Annotated in this window: 23 protein-coding genes; 8 read left to right on the plus strand and 15 right to left on the minus strand. The window is 45.4% G+C overall.

From position 1 onward, the window contains the following. Window positions 1–108 precede the first annotated feature (108 nt). The gene (locus VF412_RS03575; protein WP_331337832.1) at window positions 109–3795 is read left to right on the plus strand and encodes an ABC transporter transmembrane domain-containing protein; all 3687 of its coding nucleotides are present in this window, start codon (window positions 109–111) and stop codon (window positions 3793–3795) included. A gap of 105 nt (window positions 3796–3900) precedes the next feature. Then, window positions 3901–4509, plus strand: a complete 609-nt coding sequence (locus tag VF412_RS03580; protein ID WP_331337833.1) for an NAD(P)H-dependent oxidoreductase — start codon at window positions 3901–3903, stop codon at window positions 4507–4509. 141 nt (window positions 4510–4650) lie between these two features. Here VF412_RS03580 and VF412_RS03585 read toward each other — a convergent pair whose 3' ends face one another. The 5 genes from VF412_RS03585 to VF412_RS03605 all read right to left on the minus strand — a co-directional run bounded on the left by VF412_RS03585 (window position 4651) and on the right by VF412_RS03605 (window position 9649). Continuing rightward, complete coding sequence (locus VF412_RS03585) at window positions 4651–4863, minus strand: hypothetical protein (protein WP_331337834.1); 213 nt, start codon at window positions 4861–4863, stop codon at window positions 4651–4653. Between the two features lie 85 nt (window positions 4864–4948). After that, window positions 4949–6406 (minus strand): HAMP domain-containing sensor histidine kinase, encoded by a 1458-nt coding sequence (locus VF412_RS03590; protein WP_331337835.1) that lies wholly within the window; start codon window positions 6404–6406, stop codon window positions 4949–4951. Next, a complete protein-coding gene (locus tag VF412_RS03595) occupies window positions 6384–7067 on the minus strand; it encodes a response regulator transcription factor (RefSeq protein ID WP_331337836.1) in 684 nt (227 codons plus the stop codon). Before VF412_RS03595 ends, VF412_RS03590 begins: the two co-directional genes overlap by 23 nt. Next, the gene (locus VF412_RS03600) at window positions 7064–9166 is read right to left on the minus strand and encodes an LTA synthase family protein (RefSeq protein WP_331337837.1); all 2103 of its coding nucleotides are present in this window, start codon (window positions 9164–9166) and stop codon (window positions 7064–7066) included. The genes VF412_RS03595 and VF412_RS03600 overlap by 4 nt, the downstream gene beginning before the upstream one ends. Before the next feature lie 54 nt (window positions 9167–9220). Beyond that, window positions 9221–9649 (minus strand): hypothetical protein, encoded by a 429-nt coding sequence (locus VF412_RS03605; protein WP_331337838.1) that lies wholly within the window; start codon window positions 9647–9649, stop codon window positions 9221–9223. Window positions 9650–9853: 204 nt separating this feature from the next. Here VF412_RS03605 and VF412_RS03610 point away from each other — a divergent pair, with 204 nt between their 5' ends. Together VF412_RS03610 and VF412_RS03615 are read left to right on the plus strand one after the other, a co-directional pair. Continuing rightward, window positions 9854–11839, plus strand: a complete 1986-nt coding sequence (locus VF412_RS03610; protein ID WP_331337890.1) for a DUF4105 domain-containing protein — start codon at window positions 9854–9856, stop codon at window positions 11837–11839. Between the two features lie 21 nt (window positions 11840–11860). Further along, a complete protein-coding gene (locus VF412_RS03615; RefSeq protein WP_331337839.1) occupies window positions 11861–12220 on the plus strand; it encodes a DUF2388 domain-containing protein in 360 nt (119 codons plus the stop codon). 85 nt (window positions 12221–12305) lie between these two features. On the opposite strand, the gene VF412_RS03620 is transcribed toward VF412_RS03615, so the two are convergent. After that, a complete protein-coding gene (locus VF412_RS03620) occupies window positions 12306–14399 on the minus strand; it encodes a S8 family serine peptidase (protein WP_331337840.1) in 2094 nt (697 codons plus the stop codon). A 315-nt stretch (window positions 14400–14714) separates the two neighbouring features. Between VF412_RS03620 and VF412_RS03625 the strand changes: the two genes are divergently transcribed. Together VF412_RS03625 and pdxH are read left to right on the plus strand one after the other, a co-directional pair. After that, window positions 14715–15431, plus strand: a complete 717-nt coding sequence (locus VF412_RS03625; protein WP_331337841.1) for an FKBP-type peptidyl-prolyl cis-trans isomerase — start codon at window positions 14715–14717, stop codon at window positions 15429–15431. Window positions 15432–15434: 3 nt separating this feature from the next. After that, window positions 15435–16022: a pyridoxamine 5'-phosphate oxidase gene (gene pdxH, locus VF412_RS03630; RefSeq protein WP_331337842.1), complete on the plus strand. Its 588-nt coding sequence runs from the start codon at window positions 15435–15437 to the stop codon at window positions 16020–16022. On the opposite strand, the gene VF412_RS03635 is transcribed toward pdxH, so the two are convergent. From VF412_RS03635 to VF412_RS03660, 6 genes are all read right to left on the minus strand, one after another. Further along, window positions 16006–16554 carry a hypothetical protein gene (locus VF412_RS03635; RefSeq protein ID WP_331337843.1) on the minus strand — a complete coding sequence of 183 codons (549 nt, stop codon included), beginning with the start codon at window positions 16552–16554 and terminating at the stop codon, window positions 16006–16008. The two genes, pdxH and VF412_RS03635, sit on opposite strands and share 17 nt — an antisense overlap. A gap of 93 nt (window positions 16555–16647) precedes the next feature. After that, window positions 16648–16911 carry a hypothetical protein gene (locus tag VF412_RS03640; RefSeq protein WP_331337844.1) on the minus strand — a complete coding sequence of 88 codons (264 nt, stop codon included), beginning with the start codon at window positions 16909–16911 and terminating at the stop codon, window positions 16648–16650. 173 nt (window positions 16912–17084) lie between these two features. Continuing rightward, window positions 17085–17696 (minus strand): GNAT family N-acetyltransferase, encoded by a 612-nt coding sequence (locus tag VF412_RS03645; protein WP_331337845.1) that lies wholly within the window; start codon window positions 17694–17696, stop codon window positions 17085–17087. Next, a complete protein-coding gene (locus VF412_RS03650) occupies window positions 17662–17991 on the minus strand; it encodes a hypothetical protein (protein WP_331337846.1) in 330 nt (109 codons plus the stop codon). The genes VF412_RS03645 and VF412_RS03650 overlap by 35 nt, the downstream gene beginning before the upstream one ends. A gap of 103 nt (window positions 17992–18094) precedes the next feature. After that, a complete protein-coding gene (gene apaG / locus VF412_RS03655; protein ID WP_331337847.1) occupies window positions 18095–18484 on the minus strand; it encodes a Co2+/Mg2+ efflux protein ApaG in 390 nt (129 codons plus the stop codon). Window positions 18485–18610: 126 nt separating this feature from the next. After that, window positions 18611–19642 carry a hypothetical protein gene (locus VF412_RS03660; RefSeq protein ID WP_331337848.1) on the minus strand — a complete coding sequence of 344 codons (1032 nt, stop codon included), beginning with the start codon at window positions 19640–19642 and terminating at the stop codon, window positions 18611–18613. Window positions 19643–19697: 55 nt separating this feature from the next. Here VF412_RS03660 and VF412_RS03665 point away from each other — a divergent pair, with 55 nt between their 5' ends. Then, window positions 19698–21257, plus strand: a complete 1560-nt coding sequence (locus tag VF412_RS03665) for a leucyl aminopeptidase family protein (protein ID WP_331337849.1) — start codon at window positions 19698–19700, stop codon at window positions 21255–21257. A gap of 48 nt (window positions 21258–21305) precedes the next feature. Here the strand turns inward: VF412_RS03665 and VF412_RS03670 are convergent, their stop codons facing one another. Together VF412_RS03670 and VF412_RS03675 are read right to left on the minus strand one after the other, a co-directional pair. Continuing rightward, window positions 21306–22718, minus strand: a complete 1413-nt coding sequence (locus VF412_RS03670; RefSeq protein ID WP_331337850.1) for a hypothetical protein — start codon at window positions 22716–22718, stop codon at window positions 21306–21308. Then, window positions 22719–23315: a DUF502 domain-containing protein gene (locus VF412_RS03675; RefSeq protein ID WP_331337851.1), complete on the minus strand. Its 597-nt coding sequence runs from the start codon at window positions 23313–23315 to the stop codon at window positions 22719–22721. 157 nt (window positions 23316–23472) lie between these two features. Here VF412_RS03675 and VF412_RS03680 point away from each other — a divergent pair, with 157 nt between their 5' ends. After that, on the plus strand, window positions 23473–25347 hold the full coding sequence (locus tag VF412_RS03680; RefSeq protein ID WP_331337852.1) for a S8 family serine peptidase: 1875 nt from the start codon (window positions 23473–23475) through the stop codon (window positions 25345–25347). Window positions 25348–25581: 234 nt separating this feature from the next. Here VF412_RS03680 and mgtE read toward each other — a convergent pair whose 3' ends face one another. Then, window positions 25582–26922, minus strand: a complete 1341-nt coding sequence (mgtE, locus tag VF412_RS03685) for a magnesium transporter (RefSeq protein WP_331337853.1) — start codon at window positions 26920–26922, stop codon at window positions 25582–25584. Window positions 26923–26944 lie beyond the last annotated feature (22 nt).

Raw genomic sequence — 26944 nt, forward strand, 5'->3', positions numbered from 1 at the left:
AAGGTCACAGTCTTCAAATCGGTTGCTCTGCACATTACAGAGTACAGACTAAAGCTCTCCCTCTGATCCTAGTTATACAATTTAATATTTTTGCTTGAACGGATTCATATGAATTTATTTAGACGTTTGTTCTTTTTTGAGGTCAGCCCTCTGGTTCGGAAGGCCAAGACCAAGATTATCGATGAGAGTGACATGTTGGCGTTGCCAGCAGACCTCGATCCTCGCAAAGTTTCGATCGAAGTTGCCCACATCGATTGGCAGTCGCCTCATCGACATTTATTTACCCTTATTCGCGCATTAAGAAAGTATCTTTCCAAGGCCTATGCTTGGTATATCGCCAGTGCGGTTTTTTCATTGATGTCGCCGGTGCTGGTGCATCGCTTTGTGGGATTGATTTCTGGCGGAATCACTCGCAACAATCTTGGAGAAACGCTGATCGTTGGTATCTTACTGGGCTTCTGCGGTTTCTTGTCGGGTTTCTGCATTCAACACTATTTCGTGCGAAGCTTGCGTTCGTATCAGCTTTTAGGAAACTTGCTGAACGAAAAAATCTTCCGTCACAGTTTGAAGTTGAGCATGGAAGCACGTCAAAAAAATCAATTGGGCGATATCGTCAATTACATGGGAAGTGACAGCGAATCCGTCGCCGATTTTCCCTTGATTTTAGCAGACGTATTGTATGCGATCGGCATGATTTTGGCGATCGTTGCAATGCTTTTCTATTATATCGGTTGGTCAACGCTCGCGGCGGTAGCAGTTCTTTTGACATTGGCGCCACTGACGAAATTCATCAGTAAGTCATTCACAAAACTTGATGACGAGATGATGGCGCAAAGGGATCAACGTGTCACGTTGATGACTCAGGCTTTGAATGCCATCCGTGTGGTGAAATACTTTGCGTGGGAAAAAAGTGTGGCAAAGGAAGTGAATGAAGTTCGCGCCAAAGAATTGGCGGCTCGTCGTCATTTGGCCCGCGCAGAGACATTTTCGTCCCTTGGATACTTAGGTGTTTCGACATTTGTTTTATTCGTGGCTTTAGCGGTGCATGCCTGGCGCGGTCAGACTCTTGATGCCGCTTTGATCTTTACGTGTATTTCTTTGTTTGGTTTGCTTGAAGGACCGTTTGGTGAGTTGTCACGTTTGATTTCTCGCTATACCCAAGCTCTTGTAGGGGCTCGCCGTATTTTGAATTTCCTTTCTCAAGAAGAAGTGAAAGAAAAATCAGGCACTTTGGATAACTCGGGGAAAAGTGCGGGTCTTCAAGTCACAGATTTGACGGTGAAGTATCAAGGCGCTGAGACACCGGTATTGCAAGATATCTCTTTCACAATCCCGGCAGGGCAAAGCCTTGCGGTGGTGGGGCCGGTTGGCTCTGGAAAAAGCTCGCTGATTTTTTCGCTTCTTGGCGAAATTCAAATCGAAGGCGGAAGTATTGCCTACACAGGACTTGAATCCATGGATTTGCGCCCCCGTGTCGCTTACGTTCCGCAAGAAGCTTACATCGTAAACACCTCACTTCTTGAAAACTTAAAGTTCGGTGAAGAAGTGAGTGGTGAAGAAATTCGCAAGGCTTTGCATAATGCTTGCTTAGACAAAGACTTGAAGGAATGGAAGGCGGGTCTTCGTACCGAGATCGGTGAAAAAGGCGTGAACTTGTCAGGTGGACAAAAACAACGTGTGGCATTGGCTCGCGCTTATTTGTCACATCCGCAGGTGATCTTATTGGATGATCCTCTATCAGCAGTGGATGCGGAAACTGAAAATCTTTTGGTGCAAAGACTTTTGTTCGGCGCATGGAAAGATAAAACATTGCTTGTGGTGACTCATCGTTTAGAACATTTAAATCGCTTCGATCAAGTTTTGTATATGGAAGATGGTCAAGTGAAGGGCTTAGCTCCCTTTGCAGAACTTCTAAAAACATGCCCCGAGTTTAGCGAGTTCTATTCAGAACACGGAAAAACTCAAGGGGAGTCTCATACCGCAGCGGAAGTCAGCCACACAGTTGCTGAAACGTCGACTCAGGAAGTGAATGAGTCCCGGGTCACTGAAGATGAAGATCGTGAAGTAGGTGCGGTGAAAGGTTCCGTTTATTGGGATTATATCAGTTCATTAGGCGGAGATGGAAAACGTACGAAGCCTTTGATTCTGATTGCGCTTTTGCTTGGTGCGATTTCTGTGACGGTGTTGCCATTGGCGCAAAAATCCTGGCTGTCTTATTATTCATCTCGCCAAGGTGAATGGAATGCCCTAACAGCCGTGGGAATATACGGTGCGATTGGTATTGCCGTTCTAGTGGGAAGTTTAGTTGATAATTTGTTCTGGCTGAGCCGCGGTATCAAAGCCGGCAAAGACATGCACGACAAGATGCTGAAAAGTGTTTTGAAAGCACCTGTTCGTTTCTTTGATGCGACGCCGGTGGGCCGTATCCTGCAAAGATTTTCTCGCGACGTGGAATCTGTCGACGTGTATTTGCAGTGGAGCTTTAGTTCTGCTGTGAATTGTGCTTTGCAAGTTTTAGCATCATTATTCCTGATTTTGGGATTGATGCCTTACATGGTTTTGGTTATTGCGCCGGTGATGTTGCTTTACTATTTGTTACAACGTGATTATCGCAGACCAGCCCGTGAAGCAAAACGCTTAGACAGTATTGCCAGATCCCCTCGCTATGCACACTTCAAAGAAAGTTTGCAAGGGTTGGTGGTGATTCGTGGATTTAGTAAGTCCGATTGGTTCTTGCAAAACTTCTACGAAAAATTAGCGCACAGTCAGCGTATGTTCTTTTCGCACTATATGTTGAATCGTTGGTTCTCTTCACGTATTCCGGTCGTAGGTGGGTTAATTTCAATGGCTACGGTCATTGGTGTGACACTGTCTGCTTATTATGGCTTGATGACGGCAGGAACTGCGGGCTTGGTGACGATGTATTCATTGTCATTCTGGTCGTATTTAAACTGGGGTGTTCGTATTTTCGCCGACATCGAATCGCGTATGACTTCGATTGAGCGTTTGAAATACTTTGCGAACTTGCCTGCCGAAAAAGAGACACTGATAGACTTGCCGGAACCGTTGCGCCCCACGTGGCCCGAGAAAGGTGCCATTGAAGTGCAAGATCTGCAAGTGCGCTATGCGGAACATTTGCCTCTGGTGTTGAAGGGAATCACTTTCGATATTGAAGCCGGAACACGTGTCGGTATAATTGGTCGTACGGGTTCAGGAAAAAGTACTTTCTTTCAATCTTTGTTCCGCTTCATCGAAGCAGAACAAGGTCGCATTGTCATTGACGGTGTGAATGTCGCCGGAGTTCCTTTGGAAAGATTGCGCCGAAGTCTTGCAATTATTCCTCAGGATCCGACTCTTTTCATGGGAACTATTCGTAATAACTTAGATCGTTATAACGAATATTCTGATGAAGAAGTCATTCGCGCCTTGAAGCATGCAGCAATGTGGGAACACGTTGAAGGCTTGCCGCAAGGTTTGAACTCTGTGGTGACAGAAGGGGGTTTGAATTTAAGTCAGGGACAAAGACAGTTGCTGTGTTTGGCTCGCGCCTTATTGACGAAAGCTCGTGTGATTGTGATGGATGAAGCAACGGCGAGTGTAGACGTACAAACCGATGCGCTTCTTCAAAAAGTTATCCGTGATGCTTTCAAAGGTGTGACGATGTTGATCATCGCCCATCGTTTGGGAACCATTGCAGACTGCGATCAAATCGTCGAGATTTCTGCCGGTACGGTGAAGTCCATTCGTCGTCCTCAAGAGATCTCGCAAGAAGAGATCGAAGAAAGCTTGGTCTAATCAGACGCCTTGCATTTGAACATCATGTATTCCGGCAAGGCGGTTGCTGAAATATTCTATAACGATACAACGATTGTAAAATAAGGGACTGGATGGAGGTCCCTTATGGCTTCGAAAAAAATTTTGGCTCTGGTTGGTGGCATCTGCAAAGATTCTTTGAATAAGAAGACTTATAATATGATGAAGGATTTAGCGCCGGCAGGGATTGAGCTTCAAACCTTTGATATCTCGAAACTTCCTTTTTTCACTCAGGATGAAGAACAAAATCCGCAGCCCATTGTTCAGGATTTGAAAAAGCTCGTGATCGAGTGCGACGCCGTTTTATTTATTACTCCCGAATACAATCGTTCCTTCCCTGGAGTTTTGAAAAATGCCATTGATTGGCCTTCACGCCCCTATGGAAAAAACTTATGGGCTCGGAAGCCTGCCGCAGTGATGGGCGCTTCTGGTGGGGCGATAGGAACATTTGGTGCTCAACACCATTTACGCCAAGTGCTGGCTTATCTAGATATGAAAGTGATGGGGCAGCCAGAATTTTATTTCAATGCAGGCAAGGCTTTTGGTCCCGATGGAAAATGTCATGATGAATCGAATCTGAAGTTTGCTTCTCAGTTTTGGAAAGCGTTTGTGGACTTCATCGATTCTTCGACAGCGAAAACTGCGGAATCACCATCAAAGACCAAGCAGTCGGATTCACCACAGGCAACGGTTTAGCTGCTGGTATTTATAATTGAAGATTTGAGAAGTGTTAGCTGCGATAGCAGAGAAAAGAAATCGATCTTGATCGGCAAAAAGCACAAAAAAAGGGACCCTAAGGTCCCTTTTTAACTAAGAGCAAAGCTCGAAGTACTCAAACTAGTGAGCAGCTTCTTCTTTTTTCTCTTCAGTTTTAGCAGCTTTTTTGCCGTGGTGTTTTTTAGCAGCTTTTTTCTCAGCTTTAGCTTCTGGAGCTGGTGCAGTAGCAGCAGCTGGAGCAGCAGTTGTAGTAGCAGCAGCTGGAGCTGCTTCGTTAGCTTGAGCGAAAACACCTGCGAATACGATAGTCATCAAAACAGAAGCGATTTTCATTATAAACCTCCTAATGGTTTTATTTCGTTAGCTTCAGAACGTAATTAGGCTAGCAAAGAGGGGTAAAGTCCTGATTAAAAACACATTAAATGTTTTTAATTTCAAATGCGAAGCGTGCACCATTTCCAATGCGATTCTCGGCGCTTAACTTGGCCCCGTGAAGTGTGGCTATCTTTTGTGCGATTGCTAAACCTAGACCAAAGCCTTTTACACGATTTTCCATATTAGATCCGCGCGAAAAGCGTTCAAAGATGAATGGAAGTTGCTCGGGAGGAATGCCCGGACCGTTATCATCAACAACTAATTCATTGGTTTGATCTTTATATGTGAGAGCAATACTAACTGTCTCATTATTCGGCGAATACTTGATCGCATTTTCAATAATATTAAAGATCAAATTTCCCAACAAATCGTTGTCGCCCAAAACCAATTTGCGATCTTCCTTCGACTCGTTGTTAATATTGAATTTTAGTTTAATCGCTTTAGACTTCGCCAATTTTTCACAGCGGGTGAGAGCTTCGAAAACCAGCTCATCAAGTGCCACCTCTTGCAAATTCAAAGCACCAAGACCTGCATCGGCGCGTGCTAAGAGCAGCATCTCTTGAACAATGTTGGCAAGGTTATCAACTTCCTGCAAAGAGCTTTCAAGAAACGGTTTCACATCTTTTGTTTCGCTCTTGCCAAGAGTTTCAATTTCCTGGCGCATGATCGTAAGAGGAGTCAAAAGCTGGTGAGAGGCGTCAGCAATGAAACGCTCCTGACTCATAAATGCTTGTTGAATGCGATCAAGCATTTCATTGATGGTCAAAGCCAATTTTTTGATTTCATCATTGGCATTCGGCACGGGAACTCGCACAGAGAGCTCATTTGCCTTAATTTTCTGAGTGATATCGATCATGCGATTTACCGGAGCCAACGCGCGTGCCGATAAGAAAATACCACCGAATGTGGCGATCAATAAAACAAATGGAATACCCAGTTCCAAAATCGTCAATCGCTTCGTGATCTGCGTCTCAAGCAAGGTCATTGGCACGGCAATTTGCAAAAGCAATTGCGGCTTGGCGGCGTTATCCAAAGGAAACGAGATCAGACGATAAGAGTCCGCTTCGGCAGAGGGAATATTATGAATGTGCTCAATGGTGCGATAAGTGGCTTCTTCGCCGGACCAAATACGCTCGAAATCTTTTTTGTAGGGAGGATTGAATTCACCAAAATTTCCCACCCGCGCTAGCACAGCACCGGAAGCGTGGCGTACCTGGATCAAGGCTGTTCCAAGGGGAAACGGCAGGATCTTACCGTGATCTAAACGTAAAGGTGGGAAGTTCAAATCGCCTTTAACGCCGATTTCAACACCTTCAGAAACGTCGACGGCATAGTTGAAAAGCGCATCATCGAAATCTTGTTGAAGATTGTCGATCATCGTCTTGAAAACGAACATGTTAAACAAAATAGTTGTGACGCCGAAGATCGCAACAAAGATCAACGACAGGCGTAGACGAATACTGAAGCTTGAAAAAAACTTATATATTTTCTTTAAGAACATATCCGGTGCCCACAACGGTATGGATCAGTTTCTTAGAGAAAGGCGCATCAATTTTTTTGCGTAAAAGGTTGATATAAACGTCGATGACGTTGCTTTCAGAATCAAAGTGAATGTCCCATACGTGTTCCGCGATAGAAACCCGTCCTAAGGGACGCTCGGGATTACGCAAGAAGTATTCAAGCAAAGCGAACTCTTTTGTTGTTAGAGAGATTTCCTGACCGGCTCTGCGAGCTTTACGTTGAATCAAATCCAACTCAAGATCAGCGTATTTCAAAATGTTGCTGACAGAGGCGCCATTCGGAGATTTACGACGAAGCAAAGCTCGGACGCGGGCATGAAGTTCGTCAAATGAATAAGGTTTCGTCAAATAGTCATCGGCTCCCGCATCGAGACCGTGAACTTTGTCTTTCGTTGTAGAAAGAGCCGTCACCATCAAAATAGGTCCTTCATAACCATCGCGGCGTAAATGTCTTGCTGTATCGATGCCGTTTTGATCTGGCAGCATCACGTCTAATATCACAAGATCATAATCACCTTGAGCCATGTAGCTTTCCGCAGCGGTGCCGCTTTCTGCGACATCTACGGCGTAGCCGACCTCATTCAGGCCTTTTTTTAGAAAGTTGGCCATTTTGGCCTGATCTTCAACGACTAGAATTCTCATTGCTTTGGCGATCCTTTCTGATCTTGCTTCTCTTTCATGAAATAATAATCCAGGACTCCCATCAAGGATTTATACTTCGTGGAAAGTTCTTTTTGATTGTCGGTCATCGGGGATGGAGCCAATCTTTCGAAATGACCTTCCCACTTGAGTCCATGGTCATCAGGGCTTTGTGCCGCAACGAGTACGGCCCCTTGTTGGTTTGCGATCAAATTCGAGGCATTCACCGCATAATCCGGTGTCGGCGAGAATAAATCACGAGCCACACTGTAGTAAGTTTGATTTGATAAAGCCAAGTTGTAAAGTGTTGGTAAGATATCAGCGTGTGACCCAAAGGTATTTGGGTTCAGTTTTTTACGAATAGCCGCCGGCATATAAAGATACAAAGGCACAGATCCTTTTTGTAACATCTCGTCTTCCCCAAAATTCACAATCCAGAACGTATGATCGCCGGTGACTGCAATAATCAGTTTATCTTTCAGCGGCGAGTGCTTTACACGGTCCAAGAACTGCGCAAGCTTCGTTGTCGAGTAACGATAAGTTTTGAAGCGATTTTGCGCAAGCTCAGGATCTGCGATCAAGCGCGATTCCAATTCCTGTGGAACCTTAAATTCTGGGGACTTGTAGGTCGATGGCAACTGGTAGGGGGGATGATTTGTCGTCGTCATCGTCAAAACAAATTGCGGTGTCTTTGCTTCAGTCAATGTTTTGAAAAGATAATCGAAAAGGTCTTCATCGTAGATGCCCCAGTCGTGGTGCTCTTTCAAACCACCCATGGTGTCATTGATTTCTGCCTCGCCCTCCACGGTGTCAAAGCTTTGGCGAACAGCGAATTTGTTGATCTCGCGCCAACCTGGATTGCCACCATAGATAAAACGAGCTTTGTAGCCGGCAGATTTAAATGTGCGAGCCGGGCTTGTGCGGAAAGGAACTTGTAAATAAGAGCTTTCCGTCAAAAATTCGCTGATAGGTCGTTGAGGGGAACCTATCATCAAACAGCTCAAACTTCCAATCGTCGCATTGGTGCTTGAAAGGAAGTTTGTGATGTAAGTGTCTTCATTAAAATGCTTGCGCAAATCTCCGACCAGATCAAACTCGGGCTTGTCATATTTTAACCAGTAGCCACCTAAAGACTCCATCACCAAAAGCAGAACATGGGGTTTATTTTTTTCCGCCCATGCGTTTTTGCCAGTGACGTGTTTCAAAAGCTCTAAAGGATCTTGAGGAACTTTGTCGACAGGGATCTGATAAAAGTCAGCGAAGGCCCTTTTCGGATCATCGCCGTACCCATAGTGTTTAAGATTGCTGTCCCAGCGGCTGTTGCTTTGAGATTTTAACTCAATTGCGCGGGTAAAGGCGCGGGTTCCATTAAAACACAAATGATTGATGAAGATGTTTTTAGAAATACCTGTATCGATTTCACTCAAAGGGAAAAGACTGACAGAGCCGCGAGCCCCTACACCATTTAAGAAAAACACAGCAAGGAAGAACAACACAAAAACAGGATAAGAAATTTTCTCGGCCTTTAACGGAAGCCACTCGCGACCTTGAGTAAAATTGATTTTTAGACCTTTCCACAAAAGCCATGTGAAAAGTCCAAGTCCCAAGAAGATCCAGATGATCGGGTAATTGCGCCATATTGTTTTGATCAAGGCCGTCGTATCATCTTCGAAAAATCCAAAGATCAAAACGTTGATGCGATCCTGATAGAAGCTGTAGAAACCAAAGTCCACGGCGCTAATGTAGGTCACTAAAAACAAGAACAGGGTGTAAAACGGCACCAAGAATTTATCAAAGTGAGTGAAGACTTTGTCTAAAAGAGGTTCGAAAATTTTGAAACAAGAAAGAAAGCTTAAAAGGAACCACACCAAAAACGGCACGGCATTGATATAGAATAAGATCGTGCTATCAAAACGCGCACCCAAAATAAAAGCATGAACCAAATCAGAATGGTAAGAAGAAAGATTTTGAGAGGCACCGAAGTAAGCTAAAAACGCCCATCTCCACAAAGTGCCAATGCCTAAAAATACGGCATTCACAATGAGGATGCGTTTAAGATAAAGCCAAAATGCGTTCAACCAGCGTGCGCGAGATTTTTCCATTGCCGAGGAAAAATCTCACTTAAGTAAGCCTTACGCAAGATGTTTGCGAGGGGATCAGTCTGGAACTTTCCCGAAGTCCCACTTCTTGTTGGGATCATCAGGAATCGACCATCCGCCGGGATTGCTGCTAGATTTGTTGATCTCGACTGTTTTGATATTTTTGTCAGAGTCCGCAGTCACCGTCACAGCAGCGCCCTTAGGCTCTTTACTAGCCTCGAGGGCCTTAAGCATTGCAGCAAAATTGGCACTATTGCGAGAGAGGGAGTAAGCCCCCGTGGCTTTATTGCCTTCGAAGAAAACTTCGATGTCATCTGAGATATCACGAACGATGCGAACCTTGGCCGTAAATGATTTTGTATCGGGCTTATCTTCTTCTTTTTCGTAAATATCGGTGGAGGTTTTTTTCGGTTTTGCAGCCTGAGCCTCCTGCGCTTTTGCAGGGGTTCCACCTATCAAAGAAAGGGCCAAAAGGATGTGAAACATGCTAGTACCTCTAGGGGTTATTTTGCCGATGCTTTTGTTGCCATGCAACGGGTTTTGACTGTCTGATCGGGTGGCAGAGCCCGCAAGTTTTGGCAGTCTGTCTGAATTGTATTCTCCATAGTTTTCCATAGTCTTGACCAAAACTAATAGGTTTCATTTTGAGTCATTTTTGGGCTGGCAAGGGGATTGCCATATGTGAATGCCATGACTGGATTGAAAGACTTCGGAAGCCAAAGTAAAGGTGTGTTCACGACCCTGCGGGGGGCGCTGATGGCCTTTGCACTGATGGCCGGAGCTCAGGCCCAGGCCTTTGAATACAAGCTTGAGCCCAAGCTCCCTAAGGAGCAACGCCAAGCTGTTTTAAACGTGCTAGCGAAGGCGCAAAGTCTTTTACCTGAAGAGCTTAAAAAAGCCATCACGACATCAGTGACGGTCAAAGTGGAAAGCATCAAAAGTCCCCATGGAGCAGCCCTTGGAGTGGCCTCCGCGAAGGGCAATATCATTTCTATTTCCAAGACGTTTATTCCGGCTTTGCTGGCGGGACCCGAGCGATCGGCTTTAACGGGACGTCAGCATAAAACCGAGTACGAAGAAGCCTTAGCGACAGTTCTTCACGAAACAACGCACCTGTATGACTATGCGAATGTTCATACGGACGCTGAGTGGAAGTGGATCTCTGATTGCGATACGACGTTTGAGCAAGATCAAAGAGATCATCGCCAACCTCGTCCATTTGCGTGTCGCTATTACGAAAAAATGCACACGTCGTTTTCTGCAAATCCTTACTTTTTGCAAGTGGCTGGATGGATGAACTCTTCGAGCAATGGATTTTCAACTCGCAGTCCCGATCTATATGAATTGACAGATCCAAAAGAATTTTTGGCTGTGAATATGGAGTTTTTCCTTCTAGATCCTCAATACAAATGCCGCCGTCCCGGTATGTATCAGGTTCTATCTTCGCAATTTAAGCATGTTCCTTTTGCAGATGTGAGCTGCGAATCCGAGTTGGGTTACGTAGTTCCAAATAGTAGCTACAAGATGGCACAGCTTTTAAGTATTGATCCCGCTCGTGTTTACCAAGTTCATTATCTTTTTGCCGAAAAAGGCAGTGCGATGATGAGCGGCTGGGGACATGCGATGATTCGTCTTGTGGTGTGCTCGCCGCAACGTAAAGAGGTCGGACCTGATTGTCTTCGCGATGTTGAAAGCCACGTGGTTATAAGCTTCCGTGCTTTTGTGGACTCATTGTTTACAAGCACTTGGGCAGGTCTGAGTGGAAAATACCCATCGCGGTTATTTATTCTGCCGATGAACCAAGTGATTGATGAATACAACAAAGCACAATTCCGTGCCTTACGCAGTCTGCCTTTGAAAATGACTCGTGAACAAATCAAAAACTTGATCACGCGCTCGGTGGAAGTGCACTGGGGCTATGAAGGGAAGTATTACTTCATCTCTAATAACTGTGCGACGGAAAGCTTGAATTTGCTTCAGTCTTCTTTATTAACGCCAGAGATTCTTTTCACAGAGGCAACGACGCCGATTTCGTTATACGACATTTTGGTGAAGCAAGGCCTGGCAGATGCCAGTGTCTTGAAAGATCAAAAAAAGGCTTTGGAACTTGGTTATTACTTTGATTCTTATAAGCCACGTTATGAAAAGTCTTTTGCGATTGTTCAAAAGAGTTTGCAAATGCCGGTTCAGTCTTTTGACGAATGGTTCAAGATTGCAGCAAGCGATCGTCAGAAAGTGATCAAAACCGTCACAGCGACGACACCCAACAGATTGCAAACCGTGGCGGCTTTGTATGTTTTAGAGCTTGCGGCTCAACGCAGTTTACAGACTGAAATTGTCAATGAGTTGCAGGGCTTGATTACAAGCAAAGATGAGAATCAAGATGCTGCGTCGAAAGAAGCCGCAGGGACTGTGAAAGATAATTATTTAGAGTTAGCTCAATTATTTGCAAAGCCAGCTGCGTTCTTGGAAAAGAATGTGGGATATGGACTGCCGGATAAATCTGAGCTGCAAAAGGCTGGGGCTTTGATTGATTCTAAAGCCAACCAAGCGCAGCAGATTGCCGATGAAACTCAGAAGGTGACAAGCCAACTGACATCCGAGGATCTGCTGAAAGATGCTCAAGTCATTCAAGAAAATATTAAATTGTTACAACAACTCTTAAATGGAAAATAAAACCCAATGAAAGGACGTTCTATGAAATCTCTTTTTGTATCTGCCGTTATCGTATTGTCGGGCGTAGCAGCAGTTGCTCACCCCTATGGCCCAGGCTACTATCATGGTGGCGATCGTGCGGCTGATAACGAAGTTGCATCTATTTTGTCTGCATATACAGGTGCGCTGTTCTTGACGTCAGCAAGCTCTTGCTCTGCAGGTCCTGGTTGCGCCTACAAGGAAGCTATCGTTGAATCAAAAGACGATGCAGCCGTGTTCTTGGCTACCGGTGGCGAACAAAAAGGTGTGAAATTGACTCGCGCTTTGGAATTGCTTCGTCAAATGGACCCTTCTACGCAATCTAGCGACACAAAACTTGCTCAAGATATCCTGAACTTCTAATTTCTAGAAGTTTAAGTATGTTTTATTAAAGAGGCTCCGAAAGGGCCTCTTTTTTTATATTTTAAATCGACGATTCTATGAATGTTCAATCATTTTCCGATAGCGTAAAAACCAAGGCATAGGCCTGAGCTTTATTTTTCGGTTGAGGAATATTATAACCGCGCACGATAAGTTTATAATCACCAGGTTTGAGGTTTTTCAGTTCGATCATCTCGGCATTGTTGAGGTGATCGTTGGGGGAAATAATTTTTCCATCCGGCATCACAAGCGAAAGATCCAAATCATTAACCAGTGCTGAGCCTGCATTCACAGAACCAGGATAATCTGTCCAGACCAAATTGGCTTTCAACGAACGAGTTTCTTGCAAGGTGAATGGATATTCCTGCTGTTGACCTTGGGCTACATTGGCGTTGTCGATCAAACGTGTTTCTGCTGAAAGTGATGCAATATTTCCTGCATCGACGCGGCCGTATCCTTCGTCGTTGTTGGGGCGATTGGTCCGTAGCTCCTGTGTCTTTCCTTTCCCATATTGCCCTGGATAAAGATCCACCGATGTTTGCAGTAGCAATGCTTTGACTAAAGCCGCCGTGGGATGAGCAAGGCCTCTCACCTCCGTTAAGTATTCACGAGCTAATGTTGCTGCGGCAGCCACGAGAGGCGTCGCCGCAGAAGTTCCGCTTCCCCAGCAGAAGTCACTGTTGTAGTCCCCAGAAAAATGATTGGCGCCTTGAGTGTGTGAACAGAGCGCCAAGATATTAGTACCAGGAGCGACAACATCAGGTTTTAAACGACCGTCTGCGGTGGGACCTCGAGAAGAAAAATAAGCAAGTCCATTGGGATTATCTGAAATGAGAGAACTTGCGATGGGATCTTTGGGCCAAAACTTCGCTGCATCCGGTTGCTTTTTTACGGGTATTTGAATGCCACCTTTGGTGACTTTGTTTTCAGAAGCTCCGACAGATAAAACATTTTTTGCCGTAGCCGGAGATTCGATGGATTGCGCATCGATGCGACCGTCTTTATCGAGATCCACACCGCTATTCCCTGCTGAAAAGATGATCAAATTTTCGGGATGGTTGTAATTCCATTGATCCAATTGGGAGGCTTGTAGATCGTAAGCTCCCAAGTCTTTAGGGCTTCCCCAGGAGTTGCTGTGAATGAAAGCTCCACGTTCTGCGGCTTTATCTAAAACTGTTGTGAGTGGTGCCCATGAGTTGATACTTTTTGTTTTTGGAGACCACAAACTTTCAGCGACAAGCATGGCATTGTAAGCGCCTCCGCGAAGAGCACCGTCAGAAATTCGTCCGCGACCTATCAATATTCCGGCGGTACGAGTCCCATGGCCTTCAAAATCAGCCCAACTAGTAGACTCGATACCGAATGTGTAAGCCATGTCGACAACTCCGACGAAATCGAGATGAATGGATTGAGAGTCGCCGGTGTCCAACCCTGTGTCAGCGATGCCAACGACTTGCCCCGCACCTGAAAGCCCGCGGCCCCACGCGCGATCAAAGTTCATCAGTTTTGTGCCGTTTTCAAACCCGTTAAGGTCTGAAAAATCACCGGGCTTTGCGAGGGTTTCGTAAATGTCATGAAGGACAAAGCTTTTATCCTCTTCAATATGTTCGACTAAAGAGTAAGACGCGACACTGGGAAGAACTTTTCGAGGCAAAAGAAAATAAAGATATTGATCGTAGGAATTTAAAAACTTCACATTGCTATCAAGACGATTGATTTCTTTCACAAGCCAGCCGGTGTCCTGGGTTTTGTAGACTTTGACGATGACTCGCAGAAGATCATTTTGATTGAAAACGCTGACGGGAAGAAGGTCATCGCTGACTTTTATCTGAGGGTCTAAGGCCATCATCCCGTAAATGTTTGAGTTTTGTTGCCTGAGTTTTTCGAGCTCATGAAGTTTTCCATGGACGACCCACGCAAAATCCGGAAGATAGCCTAAAACTTCCGCCACACTGTTCAATGAAAGGCGTTCTTCATCCGAAATTGGATTTTTATACTGGATAATCCAATCTCCTTCATCACCAGCATTTTTGCTTCCATTCCATAGCGGTTTTTGCGTTGAGATGCTTGTGATATCCAAAGTACCAGAGCGCAATTTCAAAAGAGGGTTGGCAAAGGATTGAGAGCAAATCAATAAAAGAAGAGCAATGAAGAGCTTCATGAATCCTCCTTTTCATAGATTGTAAAGGGGGAGGGAGAGACTCGCAAATGAGGGGTCCTTGTTCTGTCTAAAGAAATGATTCTGTGACAATTCACTAGGGCGACCGAGAGTTTTTGAGGACTTTGCCCGAGAGTTAGGCGAAAACAAGGCATCAACCCAGGGTCAATCACTGTAAAATCATGGACTCGCGGGGCAAACACAGGTTGTCGGACTGCATTATCTATTTGAAAAACCAGGAAATCGTCGCAAGATGGTGGGGATCGAAATAAACAAACTTAGGAAAACAACCTTAGGTAACAATGACGAGGAGACAGCATGAGTAAGTTAGTATTGGGAGGCCTAGTTCTAGCGATGGCTTTCACAACTGCTTGTAACAGAAAAGTAAAGTTGGACAACGATATCAAGAAAGCCAGCTACGCAATTGGCCAGCAAATCGGTGGCAACTTGAAACAACAAAACATCGAATTCGATGCTGACGCTTTGGCGCAAGCTTTGAAAGATGCATCTGCAGGTAAAAATGAAATGTCTAAAGAAGACATGCAAGCTGCAATGATGAAACTTCAAGAAATGGCGATGAAGAAACAACAAGAGCAAGCGGATACAAACGCTAAAGCTGGTAAAGAATTCCTTGAGAAAAACAAATCTCAACCAGGCGTAAAAACAACTGCTTCTGGTCTTCAATACATCGTTGAAAAAGAGGGCACTGGTGCTACTCCTAAGAAAGACGACGTAGTTAAAGTTCACTACAAAGGTACTTTGACTAACGGCGAACAATTCGATTCTTCATACGATCGTGGTCAACCAGCTGAATTCCCAGTTGGCGGCGTTATCCCAGGTTGGACAGAAGCTCTTCAATTGATGAAAGTTGGCGGCAAAGCTAAACTTTTCATCCCACCAGAACTTGCTTACGGTCCTTCAGGTCGCCCAGGTATCCCACCAAATTCAGTTTTGGTTTTCGAAGTTGAGTTGATGGATATCGTTAAGGCTGAACCAAAAAAAGCAGAACACAAAGCAGAAGCTAAAAAGAAATAATTAATGTTCGATTTAAGCTTAGATCCTTTTCTACAATTCGACCGCCTTCTTAAAGAAGCGGTCGAAAAGCAAATCCCTGAGGCCAATGCGATGTCAGTGGCAACAGTGGACGAAAAGGGCATTCCCTCAGTCAGAGTCGTCTACCTTAAGGAGATCTCTGCTGGGGGTTTTGTTTTTTATGGCAACTACAACAGCCATAAAGGTCATGACATCGATGTAAATCCGAATGTGTGCTTGAATTTTCACTGGCCTGCGATTTGGCAACAGATTCGTATTACGGGACTGGCGACGAAAATTTCTGCCGCTGAAAGCGATAAGTACTTCCGCACTCGCCCGCGTTTAAGTCAAATTGGTGCTTGGGCTTCTAATCAAAGTGATGAAATTCCAAATTATGATCACCTCGCACGACGTGTGCAGGAATATGAAAAGCAATTCGAAGGACAAGAAGTTCCTCGTCCCAATCATTGGGGCGGATGGCGTGTTGTTCCGACAGAAATTGAATTCTGGTTTGGTCACAATGGACGCCTTCATGAACGCTTTGTTTATCAACGGACATCTTCCGGTTGGAAGACTCTTATGCGAAGCCCGTAGGTTCACCAGGGTAATGTTCGTCGTGAGACCCCCTATGGTGAGGTCCATGAGGTCGGTCTTCTCGAGCTTCTCTGCGTGCACGACGCTCTTTTCTTTCTTCAATGTGATCCATGATTAAAAGAGAAATCGCCTGATCTAACCCTGGCGGCTGATGCTCTGTCTGTTCCTGTGCTTTCCTGTCTGCCTCTATGCGAGCTTTGGATTCTTTGACTCCAGGCCATGCGTGAAGAAAGACATAGATGTAGCCCGCTAAGAAGATAAGCGACATTGCGATGCCAGACCAGAAGACAGCGCCCAAGACGATTTCACCTGTAAGGTCATATTGTCTTGTGACATTGATAAGACTTATGAAAACTCCTCCACAGATAAAAATAATTGAAGCAAAACCACACAGGATCAAGGCGATGGGTTTTCTGCTGCGAATAGTGATCTGGTCATAGATTTCCAAGCCAATCTCAGTGAAGTTCAAACTTTGATGGGATTTATTTCCGCTGAACAAAAAGCCCAGCACCAGTGAAAGCCATTTCATCATTTTCGGGTCCTTTGTAAGTTGGGAAGAAACCAAAAAAGAAAAAGAAGAACGAAGGTCCTCGTGGGGGAGCAAGAGGGCCCTCGTTCCGTTGTACTAGTGGCGAGAGCGGCGAGCGATCAGGCCTGCCACAAATCCCACTGCACATGCACCAAGCACAGTTGTGATTGGATGCTCTTTAACAAAGTCTTCAGAAGCACTGAATGCATCTTGGGCTTTGCCTTTAATCGTGTCGTATGTGTCGCCCCACTGAGATCTCAACTCAGATTTGGCCTCATGCATGGCACCTTTACCAGTGTCGATAGCTTGCTTGCCAAGAGACTTCATATCATTCACTACTTCGCGTGTAGTTTCAGCCATGGGAACCTCCTTTATGGTGATCACGTTTTCTGGAAGCGGTTTCAAAAGTGCCATAGGCGTACTCATGGCAATTTTGAAACCGCTCCTTGTCATCATTTTGAAAGCAATGCACCGTTCTGCTCCAGCAATCTTTGCAGAACTTGTTATGGTTCAAATTTTTGAGATGGGAAATGCTATTTCACAGTCTTGTTTTTCGGAAACCTAAACTTAATACCAAACTCTTCGCTGGTTCCTGCATAGAGAACCATGTCACTCCACCCGTTGTTCGTGAACAAGCGACGGCGGCTTAAGCCTTCCTTGCGAAGGCCGATAGATTTAGCAACACGAAGTGAGACTTTATTTGTCGGAGAAATTCCGGCTTCCACACGGTGAAGTTTCAAATCTTTGAAGGCGATTTCGAGAACTCCCTTGCAAGCTTCCGTGGCATAGCCTTGTCCCCAGTGATTGTTGTAGATGCGATAACCTAAATAAGCGTTTTGAAAAATCTGACGAGAGATATCCATCAAAGTTACGAGACCAATAAGAACGCCGTCGTCTTTTCTGAAAACTCCGAATTCATAGAAATGATCTTGCGCACGCCATTGCGCGTGCTTTTTTAAGTGATCTTTGAATTTTTTTTGAGTCAACTCTGAGGTGATCCAATTCGTTTCATCCCACTCATTCTGAGGGGGACGCATTGAAGAATGAGCTTGCACCCAGTTTTCGTAATCATGAATTTCCAGAGGACGAAGGATGAGGCGTTTTGTTTTTTTATAAATAGGCTGCGCTGTTGCTGTTGATTTCATGAGAGCTAAGTCCTCCAGAAATCAATTTCAGAGGAATGCGCTTTAAGTTGCAATAATAATAAGTCAAATTGTGCGAGCTGCGCACCATGGCTGAGTGATTTTCGTGGCCCACCAAGCGAACTTCCACTTTCACTGATTCATCTTTAGGAATGGCTACAAGCTTTGGGGTTACATAGTTCGTGCGCTGATCGTTGACCCAGATTTCTGCGCCTTCCTGCTCGGAGACGACCATGCACAGGCACATCTCTTTGGACTTAGCTCCTAAAAGTTCGCGAAGATTTTTGAATAAGGCCATGGGTCCTCCTCAAAGTGCAGGGAGGAATATCACTGGATTTCTGTAGTTCCAAGTGGCGGTTTTGAAAACTAGACCTTTTTAATCGCCGCTTTGCAGAAGGTAGTTAGTGGATCGCCATAGGTGCGACGAGATAGAACTCTGGAATTTCTACAGAGAAACTTTCACCACTCTCAGTCGTCATAAAATAGCGACCCTTCATGCTGCCCGTGTTGGTATGAAGAGGGCAGGCTGAGTCGTACTCGAATGTTTGGCCTGGATTGATTTTTGGTTGTTGGCCGATAACGCCGGGACCGCGAACTTCCTCTTTTGTACCTAAGGCGTCTGTAATGATCCAATGACGGCTCATCAACTGCGCCGGAGATTCGCCCAAGTTTGTGATCGCGATTTTATAGGCAAAGAAATGATAGCCCTGGTCAGGTCTTGATTCCGACGGAACGTAAACAACTTTCGCAGAAATTTTGAACTCAGGGTAAACAGTCTTTTGAATTGCCATGAGTCAATATTACTCCGAAGAATTTGCTGAATCAAGATGTCGCCATGAAGTGGCGACCTTGGAAAGAGGGCTCACCAAAGAACACGCTAGGGTGGCGAAAGAGCTCGAAATTTCTCGCCGCGTAAATTAACGCACCGGCAGGTTCTCAATTTCAAAAACAATAGGGTAGTGGTCGGATGGAAGGCGAAGTTTTGCCTCCATATTGTGAGGAACACCTGTTTCCTGGCCGAGCTCATCGCGATAACGATATGCTAAGGCCGAGTTGGCTTTTAATAATTGCGCAAGAATTGGCGAAAGAAATGCAAAGTCAATCTGACGACCCTCTGTGCGGGAATTGCTTTTCACTTGATAGAAGGTTGCGCGTTTTTCTTGCGTCAGCTGTGCTATTTCAAAAACATCCAGCAATTGGGTTGAGGTATAAAGCTCGGCGAACTCCTGGTCTGTTCCCACTTTGCTGGCATTGCCGTTAAAGTCGCCGGCAATCATGATCGGCACTTGGGGGTGCACGATTTCAAGTTCTCGATAAATTTCAAGCAAGGTGCGTAGTTCAGCCTGGCGACGTTCAAAACCATTTGGATCAATCCGTTCTGGATCTAAACGTGATTTCAAATGAGTGAGGAGGATGATCATGAATGGCTTTTCTTTGTCTTGTTTGAACAAGCGAAGCTCGGCGACGTCGCGAGAAAATTTATGACTCGTTGTGATCTTTCCGCCTTTCACTGGGTAGCCCGTTGCTAGGCTTTGTCTTTCATGAGGATAAAGATAATTAATCGGACGATGCTTATTGGAAAGAACATCAAAATAGAAAGAAGCGTTCTTACGAATCAAAAAACCGACGTCAATATTGCGATCTGAATTTCCCTCAACCAATACTGGCGAATAGGCGTCATTCATAAAGAGATAGTTGAAGTTTTTAAGGGACTCAAATCCCCCTACTTCGCAAAGCATAATGATGTCTGCATTGATATCAGTAAGACATTTTGCGATGTCGGTGCATTTTTTCAGAGATTTATTCTCATATACCGAATTGCTGAGCTTCTGCCATTGAGTCTCAGGCAGCTTCAGCAAGTCCTTTGATGGCTCGGTGTCGAACATCAAGAACAGGTTCTCTGCATTGAGTAAGCAAAATTTTAAATTTGTGGTCTCTGTCCACGTCATATTATGATTTTATGGAATTTTATATCCCAAGCTCAAACTAAAAAGTGAGGAAAAAGTGGCAAAAAAGACAGCTTCCAAGGCTGGTTCAAAAACAGACGCAAAAAAAGCTTCGGGAAAGCTTCAATTTCAATCATGGGTTGAAACTTTCGAAATTGGTAAGGAACTTAAGGTAAAGAATGAACTTGCGGGTTTTGTTTACTTTTTAGGTGTTGATGATTCTAACAAGGTTAAAAACTTGATTGAAGACCACTCTTTGCAGTGGCAAACAGAATCTTTGATGAAAAGTGAGCGAGAGCTCATTTATTTCGTGGGTCAGCAAGGTCCTGTTTGGATTTTGCGCCCCCGCAAAAAACCAAGTGCTGGACACGAAGGACTCATTGATGAATCTCAATATGCGTGGGCCCGGGATCAGTTCGGCGGGTTGGTAAGCCAATTCAGGGCTCATCAATTGAAGGCTGTCCAACTTGAATTTCACGGCACAGAGGAAGCTCAAGATCTTGGCGCTTTGACGGGACTTGATGTGGCTCCATATAATTTCCGCCAATTCATGGACGGAAAGCAACTTGTGGATCTTCCGCGTGTGGCTTTGAGAAAAACTTTAGGTGCTCTTGAGAAAGAGACGATTGTTCAAGCTCGTGCCCGTGCTCGGGCTGTGACATTAGCTCGCCACCTTGTGAATCTTCCGCCGAATGAATTGAATCCGAAAACGTTTGCGGAAATTGCTTCTAACAGATTGTCATTTTCTTCTTCATTGAAGGTGACAGTGTGGGATTCTAAAAAATTGATTCAAGAAGGAATGGGCCTTCATGCCTCGGTGGGACAAGGTGCCGAGAACGAATCTCGCATGGTTCATTTGAGATATCGTCCTACTAAAAAATCAAAGCTAAAACCTGTGGCGTTTGTTGGCAAAGGGATCACGTTCGATACGGGTGGTCTTGATATCAAGCCTTCATCAGCAATGCGTTTGATGAAAAAAGACATGGGTGGAGCTGCCAGCGTTTTAGCGATGGCTTTGTGGGCTTCTGAATCTCAGTACCCAGGGCCCTTGGATTTCTATTTAGCATTGGCTGAAAACTCTGTGGACGGAAAATCATTCCGTCCAAGTGATGTGGTCACGGCTCGCAACGGTTTAAAAGTTGAAATCGACAACACAGATGCCGAGGGACGCTTGGTTCTGGCAGATGTCTTGGATGTGGCTTGTACACAAAAGGGTGGCGATGAACCAGAAGCAGTCATTGACGTTGCGACATTGACTGGCGCAATTAAAGTAGGCCTAGGAGCCGAGATTGCAGGTCTTTTCTCGAACAACGATGAGTTGGCCTCTGCGTTGACCAATGCAGGTCAACGCGCGGGTGACTTGAACTGGCGCATGCCTTTGTTCGAAAAATACTGGGGTGAAATGTCATCTCCGTTTGCAGACTTTAAAAATTCAGGTGGGGGATTCGGTGGAGCTATCACAGCGGCTTTGTTCTTGCAAAAATTTGTAGGTGGCAAACGTTGGGCCCACTTGGATGTTTACGCATGGACAGACAAAGCTCAAGGAGCTTTGCACTCTGCCGGTGGTAGCGGCCAGCCAGTTCAATGCTTGATCGAATTCTTGAACTCACGCGTGTAAGAGGCGAAAGATAGGAAAGTAAAAAAAAGGGACCGTCCGGTCCCTTTTTTATTTCTCAATTCCAAAAAACTTTTTTGATTTAATCAACTCACAAACTTTTTTAGGAACCCCGCTTTCCCAACGTGGGTCTTTGGCTTCTAAAAGATCCATGACGTCTGCCGAGTGCAAATACTCGGATGCTTCGTCGCAACCCGAGATATCGACGATCTGCTGGTTCTCAATAAAGTAAGAATACAGATGGCGCAGATGAGGTGCTGGGAAGAAGCTCTTTGTGGTTAAACATAGCTGTAGAGTTTTATGCGGATAAATATACAGTTTTGTTTTTTGCTCAAGAAGTTTGCCCATGCCTTCAAGGAGGCCCCCTTCCAGATCACGATAGTGCTCTTCATTGAAAAGCTTGTCCAAATGGCTGGCGCCAACAACAAGAGCCATAAAGTGCGGATTGTAGCGGCGAATGAAGCGCTTCAATCCATAGAATAAGAAGAAGTTAGAAATCAAAACGGGAAAGCCCAAGGCCGTGATTGTTTCAACACGGGCAAGGAAATCTTTTTCATTTACGTGACCATCGGTTTGCAGTGCATGCATGGTCAATTCCATCATGGGAAGAACATCCAAGTCTTTGCCTTCTGTTTTCGCGATATCCTCGCGAATTTGCACCAGGCCTTTTTGCAGAACATCAATATGAGTCACTGTGATAGGGCGGAAAGTGCCTCGTTGAATCAACAAAGACTTGCCGTAAATGGCATCAGCGATATTTAAGATCTCGTTGTCTGGAGAGAACAATATGGCCTCTGCCAGGCCACGACGAACCAATTCCAAGTTCATCAAGCGATCATCAAAATGTTTAAGATCCGGCCCATTGAATTTAACAACGTCGATAACAACTTGGCCTTCTTTAAGATTTTCCGTCAGACGCGAAATAAAGCATTCTGTTGTGTCAGAGTGATAGAAGGCACAATTCAAAAGATTCACACCTAAGATGCCCAATGCTTCTTGCTGATCCAAACGATAGCGATCTAGCATGCGCACGTGCAGAATGATATCGTTATGAGGGCCACCGAAATCTTTTTGAAAGCGTACTCCCATCCAGCCGTGGGATTGTTTTGAGCTGCCCACGGAAGCCGTTGCCACAGTGTTGGCAAAAGCAAAGAAACGAGTGTTGCTGCCGCGACGAGGAGCTAAGCGATCTATCAAAAGCTTGTATTCGTGAGTCAGCATTTTTACAACGCGGGATTCACAAACATATCGACCAGAGGCTTCACGGCCGTAAATTTCATCGCTCACGATCATGTCGTAAGCGGACATTGTTTTCGCAATTGTTTGAGAAGCTTTACCTGCCTGGAAGAAGTGACGGGCAACTTCTTGGCCGGCACCGATTTCTGCAAAAGCTCCATAACGGGAACAATCTTGATTGATGCGCAGAGCTTTGCTGAGTGTGTCGGTTGTTTGTGTTTCTGACATCTAGTCCTCGTCGTTCTTATCTGCTTTGACCCAGCCAGTGATAGCTAGACTCATGGCCTTTTCAATAGGCATATCTAATGGAGTGATTTTAGAGCGAGGCACCATCAAAGTGAAGCCCCCAAGACCATAACTCATAGGAATATAAACGGCGACGCGGTCCCCAGCATTAGCATCAATGGCTGGGACGTCTTTAAAATGCTCGCGAGTCACAAGGCCTAGGGCCCGTATGCCGCTTTCACCCATGTCCACAAGAACCACAGTTCGCATGCCATGACCACCGTCTTTCGAGAAGAGGTTCATCAAGTCACGTAAGGGACCATAGATCGCCTTGATGTAAGGAACTTTTAGAAGTCTATATTCGAGCTTATGGAAAACTCCGGCGGCGATCAAATTATTGAGAATAAAGCCCAGCAGGAAGATGAGTAAAATCGTCAGTAGAAAACCCAATCCCGGAATGTACATGGGCAACACATGACGAAGGGAATCTCCGAGAAGGCTATCAACAATAGAGATTCCGGCGTAGATGATATAAATCGTCAACGCGATCGGAAGAAAAGTCACGAGCCCTTGCAAGAAGATTTTCTGAAGCTGTTTCATACTTAGATGTCCTGTTCATATTACCTATCGGTACAAAAGAAATATCAGCTTAGGCGAAAGGCATCAAGGTCTTACGCTGTCCTAAAATGAGTCAATAATTCCACTCAACCAAGCTGGACTAGCAACCGAAAAGGAAGTGTCACAAAGGAGAGAACCCGTGAAGCGGATTCTTGCTGGTCTAATTATTTCTCTATTCGCCACTGCGCCGGTACTTGCGCAGGGTGTGCAGGCCGTTCCGGGTGAGTATATCGTTAAGTACAAGTCTACCTCGACATCTGTGAATGTCAGTAAGGTGCGTTCAAAGCTGGCATCCAAAGCCAACTTGAGAAAAGCATTTCCAGCCATGGGCATGTACCATATCTCTTTGAAAGCCCAAGCTGGGGAAGCCGCAAATCTGGAAGAGATTAAAAATGACCCTGACGTAGAATACGTAGAACCGAATCTTATTTGGAATAAAACTCAGGACAATTCGTCTTCTAACAATGCGCAAAGTTCAGCGTATCAGGGCGTTTATAGTTATAACGATATCATCAATAATCACTATGCTTATCCTGACAACAACTATTGGCAGTCTTCGGCGCCGACCGCTGTTCCTACGTCATGGTCCAACGAATCTGACGTCACAACAAAGGGAACCGTTGTTGTAGCCGTTGTCGATACGGGATTGGATCCAACTCATCGTCTGTTTCAAACAGTGGCAAACGGTGGCGCCGGAGCTCTCTGGCAAAATACAGCTGAAGTCAATGGTCTGACGGGCGTCGATGACGATCAAAATGGTTTCATTGATGATAAAAATGGTTGGAACTTTTACGCCAATACAAGCAACTGGGCTGATGACGACAATCACGGCACTCACGTCGCTGGCATCATCGTAGGGACCGGTCAGAATATTTTTGCGACGACATTGTCGCAATCTAAAGTGCTTATCATGCCGTTAAAGTTCTTAGGCGCTGATGGCTCTGGAACGACGACATCGGCAATCAATGCAATTTACTATGCTGTTCAAAACGGCGCACAGATTATCAATAACTCTTGGGGTGGTTCGACTTATTCAAAAGCTCTGCATGAGGCTTTGGCATATGCTTATGATCACCAGGTTTTGATTGTCAGCGCTGCCGGTAACTATGGCGACAATAACGATACAACCGATATGTATCCTGCCAATTACGATGTTCCAAGTAACATTGCAGTGGCTTCTGCAACCAATAGCAATATGCTGTCAGGATTTTCGAACTATGGTGCGAACCTTGTTCACATCGCAAGTCCTGGGGAGTATATCTTAAGTTCTTTACCGTCGAATCAATACGGCTACATGAGCGGTACAAGTATGGCAGCGCCGTTTGTTTCTGGTATCGCGGCTATGGCTTTGCGCGAAGACTCTGCAATGACAGGTTATCAGGTGAAGCAGTTGTTGATGTCTAATGTTGATGTCTATCCGGCCTTAAATGGCTATGTTTCTTCGAGTGGTCGCATTAATGCGGCAACTTCAATCATTGCAGCAAAAAATTCTGTGGGTACTTTGGCGACTTATCAACCGGTGTACAAGGCTCAGTATCAGGCCGATCGTTCTCCAGCCAGTGGCTCTGCGGGATGTGGCTTGGTTTCCTCTGCAATGAGCGGTGGACCTGGAGCGGGTGGTCCCAATCCAATGGCCGGTGTGATCAGTGGTTTGCTGTTATTGCCTTTGATTGTGTGGTTTGCTTTACGCAGACGTGATCCAGCATCACGCCGTAAGTTCGAACGCTTCCGTATGAATTCTCAGATCCGTGTGATGATTGGCGATCGCGAGTTGGTGGGTTCGATGAACACGATCTCTCAAGGGGGGCTGTCTTTCAATACCGATCAAGCCCTTGAAAAAGGCGGCATCATCACAATGCGAATCCAAAGCCCTGACGGTCACGAGATGATCGAGGTGCAAGGTCAAGTTGTATGGAGTGAAGCAAATCAAGCTTACGGGGTTCAATTTGCGAATGCCCGTCAAGGAACTCTGGCTATGATCCAGCAGTGGACGCAGGCTTTAGTTAAGTCATGACACTCTGAGTGCGGTAGGCACTGAAGAATCAATTTAGAAATTCGGAAAAGACCGTCATCTGGCGGTCTTTTCTTTTGTGTGCATACCAAAGAAAGGATCTTTCTATGCAGCATAAAGGGCTGCCATATGACGGGGATTAATGTGCCTGTAGGGGGGGATGGACTCAGTCGCATTAAATAAAAAGGCTCTGTTTTAGCAGAGCCTTTCTATTTGAAGTTGAATTTGCAAAATTCTCTAAAGCAAAACACCGTGTAGAACGATGCTTGCTACTGTGAAGTAGATAATTAAACCTGTTACGTCCACCAGTGTGGCAACTGCAGGAGCTGAAGCGCTGGCCGGGTCGAAACCGACTTTTTTCAAAAGGAATGGCAACATCGATCCAGAGATCGTTCCCCACAGAACGATACCGATAAGACTTAGCATCACAGTGACCGCTACCAGAACATAGTGAGGGCCGTATAGAGCTTCACGAGTTGGCCAGATCAAGATTCGACATAGACCTACAAAGCCCAAGCAAATACCAAGGGCCAAGCCCGCCATCAATTCTCGACCTAGAACTCGCCACCAGTCGCGAAGGCGAACTTCTCCCAGAGCCATAGCACGAATGATCAAAGTCGAAGCCTGGGACCCCGAGTTGCCGCCCGAACTGATGATTAGCGGAATGAATAGAGCTAAAACAACGGCGCGCTCAATCTCTGTTTGAAAGTACCCCATGGCTGTGGCAGTGAACATCTCGCCCAAGAAAAGGACAAGCAGCCAGCCCGCGCGTTTTTTGATCATCTCGATCATCGAGATTTTCATGTACGGAGCATCCAAACTTTCCACACCACCCAGTTTATGAATGTCTTCGGTGGCTTCTTCTTGAATCGCATGGGCGATATCGTCAAATGTGACGATACCTTTCATGATCCCTTGTTCGTCGACAACGGGAAGGGCCATCAAATCATGTTGTGAAAAGATGCGACCGATTTGCTCTTGGTCCATTTCTGGAGGCAATTTCAAAATATCGGTGTGCATGATATCAGCGATTTTAGTTCCTGGAGCCGCAGAGAAAATTTCACGGAAAGAAATAACACCTAAAAGCTTTTGATCTGACTCTAAAACGTAAGCGTAATAGATTGATTCAACGTGAGTCTTTGCTTGAATGCGTAAATAGCTGATGGCTTCATCGACACTCATGTCAGGACGAAGGCGCACGAAGCGGGTGGACATCAAACCGCCGGCGGCATCTTCTGCATAGGCAAGAAGGGCAATGACCTCGCGCTTTGTTTGAGGGTCTAGCAAAGACAATAAATCGTCCTTGTGCTCGACTCCCATTTCTTGAATCAAATCGGCGACGTCATCGGGAGCCAACAAACGCACCCAAGAACGTTTCTCAAGATGAGACGCTTCGGCAATCAGTTCCGCTTGATCGTGAGTTTTAAGACTGAGGAAAAGATCTTCCGCTTCAGTGCGGGGAAGGTTCTTAAACTTCTCGCGACGTTCCTCGAGGGTTAATGAGGCCCATTCATCCGTAAGGCTCAGGACGGTGTCTTGGTCTTTTTGTTCGTCTTGGATCTGGTTGTTGTCGTCCATTTCCGCCACCCATGATGAGATT

Origin of the sequence: Bdellovibrio sp. (assembly GCF_036384735.1) — a bacterium.
In the GTDB taxonomy this organism is placed as follows: Bacteria; Bdellovibrionota; Bdellovibrionia; order Bdellovibrionales; family Bdellovibrionaceae; genus Bdellovibrio.

Coding starts and splice junctions, on each gene's coding strand:
- VF412_RS03585 (WP_331337834.1), bottom strand. CDS start 4,863: ATGAAAATCGCTTCTGTTTTGATGACTATCGTATTCGCAGGTGTTTTC.
- VF412_RS03605 (WP_331337838.1), bottom strand. CDS start 9,649: ATGTTTCACATCCTTTTGGCCCTTTCTTTGATAGGTGGAACCCCTGCA.
- VF412_RS03670 (WP_331337850.1), bottom strand. CDS start 22,718: ATGTCAGAAACACAAACAACCGACACACTCAGCAAAGCTCTGCGCATC.
- apaG (WP_331337847.1), bottom strand. CDS start 18,484: ATGGCAATTCAAAAGACTGTTTACCCTGAGTTCAAAATTTCTGCGAAA.
- VF412_RS03650 (WP_331337846.1), bottom strand. CDS start 17,991: ATGGCCTTATTCAAAAATCTTCGCGAACTTTTAGGAGCTAAGTCCAAA.
- VF412_RS03575 (WP_331337832.1), top strand. CDS start 109: ATGAATTTATTTAGACGTTTGTTCTTTTTTGAGGTCAGCCCTCTGGTT.
- VF412_RS03595 (WP_331337836.1), bottom strand. CDS start 7,067: ATGAGAATTCTAGTCGTTGAAGATCAGGCCAAAATGGCCAACTTTCTA.
- VF412_RS03625 (WP_331337841.1), top strand. CDS start 14,715: ATGAGTAAGTTAGTATTGGGAGGCCTAGTTCTAGCGATGGCTTTCACA.
- VF412_RS03640 (WP_331337844.1), bottom strand. CDS start 16,911: ATGGCTGAAACTACACGCGAAGTAGTGAATGATATGAAGTCTCTTGGC.
- VF412_RS03635 (WP_331337843.1), bottom strand. CDS start 16,554: ATGATGAAATGGCTTTCACTGGTGCTGGGCTTTTTGTTCAGCGGAAAT.
- VF412_RS03580 (WP_331337833.1), top strand. CDS start 3,901: ATGGCTTCGAAAAAAATTTTGGCTCTGGTTGGTGGCATCTGCAAAGAT.
- pdxH (WP_331337842.1), top strand. CDS start 15,435: ATGTTCGATTTAAGCTTAGATCCTTTTCTACAATTCGACCGCCTTCTT.
- VF412_RS03610 (WP_331337890.1), top strand. CDS start 9,854: ATGACTGGATTGAAAGACTTCGGAAGCCAAAGTAAAGGTGTGTTCACG.
- mgtE (WP_331337853.1), bottom strand. CDS start 26,922: ATGGACGACAACAACCAGATCCAAGACGAACAAAAAGACCAAGACACC.
- VF412_RS03660 (WP_331337848.1), bottom strand. CDS start 19,642: ATGACGTGGACAGAGACCACAAATTTAAAATTTTGCTTACTCAATGCA.
- VF412_RS03600 (WP_331337837.1), bottom strand. CDS start 9,166: ATGGAAAAATCTCGCGCACGCTGGTTGAACGCATTTTGGCTTTATCTT.
- VF412_RS03620 (WP_331337840.1), bottom strand. CDS start 14,399: ATGAAGCTCTTCATTGCTCTTCTTTTATTGATTTGCTCTCAATCCTTT.
- VF412_RS03645 (WP_331337845.1), bottom strand. CDS start 17,696: ATGAAATCAACAGCAACAGCGCAGCCTATTTATAAAAAAACAAAACGC.
- VF412_RS03590 (WP_331337835.1), bottom strand. CDS start 6,406: ATGTTCTTAAAGAAAATATATAAGTTTTTTTCAAGCTTCAGTATTCGT.
- VF412_RS03615 (WP_331337839.1), top strand. CDS start 11,861: ATGAAATCTCTTTTTGTATCTGCCGTTATCGTATTGTCGGGCGTAGCA.
- VF412_RS03675 (WP_331337851.1), bottom strand. CDS start 23,315: ATGAAACAGCTTCAGAAAATCTTCTTGCAAGGGCTCGTGACTTTTCTT.